The 2420-nt window shown below is 33.8% G+C and carries 2 protein-coding genes; one reads left to right on the forward strand and one right to left on the reverse strand.

Annotated elements, in window-relative coordinates; all coding sequences use genetic code 11:
• On the reverse strand, positions 1 to 1190 hold a 1190-nt coding region (gene dnaK / locus VFS71_RS05240; RefSeq protein WP_326399801.1), incomplete at its 3' end, for a molecular chaperone DnaK.
• Positions 1191 to 1559: 369 nt separating this feature from the next.
• Here dnaK and VFS71_RS05245 point away from each other — a divergent pair.
• The gene (locus VFS71_RS05245) at positions 1560 to 2240 is read left to right on the forward strand and encodes a 2'-5' RNA ligase family protein (RefSeq protein ID WP_326399802.1); all 681 of its coding nucleotides are present in this window, start codon (positions 1560 to 1562) and stop codon (positions 2238 to 2240) included.
• Positions 2241 to 2420: the final 180 nt, after the last annotated feature.

Below are 2420 nucleotides of genomic sequence, written 5' to 3' on the forward strand. Positions count from 1 at the left end.
GTTTCGATACCTAAAGATAAAGGTGTAACGTCAAGTAACAATACATCTTTTACATCTCCAGAAAGAACTCCACCTTGAATAGCTGCTCCAATTGCAACAACTTCATCAGGGTTAACTCCTTTAGACGCTTTTTTACCGAAGAATTTTTCAACTTCTTCAACGATTCTTGGGATACGAGTAGAACCTCCTACCAAGATAACTTCGTCAATGTCATTTATTGTTAAATTTGCATTTTTCAACGCTTTAGCAACTGGTGCCATAGAACGTTTTACTAAAGAGTCAGTTAATTTTTCAAATTGAGCTCTAGTCAATTTTTTAACTAAGTGTTTAGGTCCTGAAGCTGTAGCAGTTACATATGGCAAGTTGATTTCAGTTTCTGCAGAAGATGACAATTCAATTTTTGCTTTCTCAGCAGCTTCTTTGATACGTTGTAATGACATTGGATCCAAACGTAAATCAATACCTTCTTCAGCTTTAAATTCGTCAGCTAACCAGTCAATAATTTCGTGGTCAAAATCATCTCCTCCTAAGTGAGTATCTCCATCTGTAGATAATACTTCGAAAACTCCGTCTCCTAATTCAAGAACAGAGATATCAAAAGTACCTCCACCTAAATCGTAAACAGCAATTTTTTGATCAGTTCCTTTTTTATCCAAACCATAAGCCAAAGCAGCTGCAGTTGGTTCGTTGATGATACGCATAACTTTAAGACCTGCAATCTCACCAGCTTCTTTTGTAGCTTGACGTTGAGCATCATTAAAGTAAGCAGGAACAGTAATAACTGCTTCAGTAACTGTTTGACCTAAATAGTCTTCAGCAGTTTTTTTCATTTTTTGAAGTGTCATAGCTGACAATTCTTGTGCAGTGTACAAACGACCATCAATATCCACACGTGGAGTATTGTTGTCACCTTTTACTACAGAATAAGGAACTCTTTTTGCTTCTTCAGTGATTTCAGCAAAAGAATGTCCCATAAAACGTTTGATAGAAGCAATAGTCTTAGTTGGGTTAGTTACTGCTTGTCTTTTCGCAGGATCACCCACTTTAATTTCTCCACCTTCAACAAAAGCGATGATAGATGGTGTTGTTCTTTTTCCTTCAGCATTAGGGATTACTACTGCTTCATTACCTTCCATTACAGAAACACAAGAGTTTGTTGTACCTAAATCAATTCCGATTATTTTACCCATTTTTAATATATTTAATTTTTATTGTATACTTATTTTAACGGCTCGAAGACTCTAAGGCAATCTTTATGCCAATATAAAAAACCGAGTAAATTGTCAGTTTTCATTACAATTGGCATAAAATCATATGACAAACTGACATTTTAAAAATCATTTAGGCAAGACCACATTAGGAAAAGGGGCCAAATTCAGCACACGCTTATTCAGCCCCTTTCCCTAATGCGGTCGGGCTATCCGCGCTACTTCGGTAGCTTGCTTCTATCCCTCTTGCAATTCTAACATCATTAGTCTGTGCCAGAAAATCAAATTTGACATACCTTTATATCCAGATATCATAAACAATTAATTCAACAATCAAATCAGAAAAACAAAATGAATCTGAAGGAGCATTACAATAGTCTTTACGTCAATTCTATCGAAAACATAAAAAAAGACCAATACATAATAGACCACTTGATTGATTCTTCTTCTGATAATCGATTTGGAATTACAGTACTAATAAGACCGTCATTAGAAGTTAAAAATAAGATTCAAGATTTTCTTAACGAACTTAAAAAAAGCAATCCTAATCAATATTACTACCCAAATTCAGACATACACATTACGGTTTTATCCATAATATCGTGCCACGATGGATTTGATTTGAAGACAATCTCAATTCCTGAGTATCGAAAAATCATTCAAAAAAGCATCGAAGACATAAAAGATTTGGAAATCCATTTTGAAGGAATTACGGCATCCAATTCTGCCATAATGATTCAAGGATTTACCAACAATAATTCTTTAGATCAATTAAGAGATAACTTAAGAACAAATTTTAAAAATTCTGGACTTCAACAAAGTATTGACAGCCGTTATGCCATTCAAACCGCTCATTCAACAGTAATAAGATTTAGAGAAAAAATAATCGACAAAGAAGCCCTATTGAAATCTTTAGAGGAATATAGAACTTTTGATTTTGGTAAATTCAAAGTAGAAAAAATAGAACTCGTACATAATGATTGGTACCAGCGAGAGCACTTCACACAACAATTATATTCTTTTATTTTATAAAAACAAACCCTTAAAAAGTTTAGGCAACCAACTTAAAACCAACATAAAACAACATTACAGCAATTGCATTTCTAAGCAATAAATCAGGTAATTTACCACTCAACATACTTCCTAAATAAATTCCAGGCAATGAACCCAACAATAAATGCCCCAATATATTAAGATCTAAATTCCCCATTG

The sequence above is a fragment of the Flavobacterium sp. genome, assembly GCF_035760125.1.
GTDB lineage: Bacteria > Bacteroidota > Bacteroidia > Flavobacteriales > Flavobacteriaceae > Flavobacterium.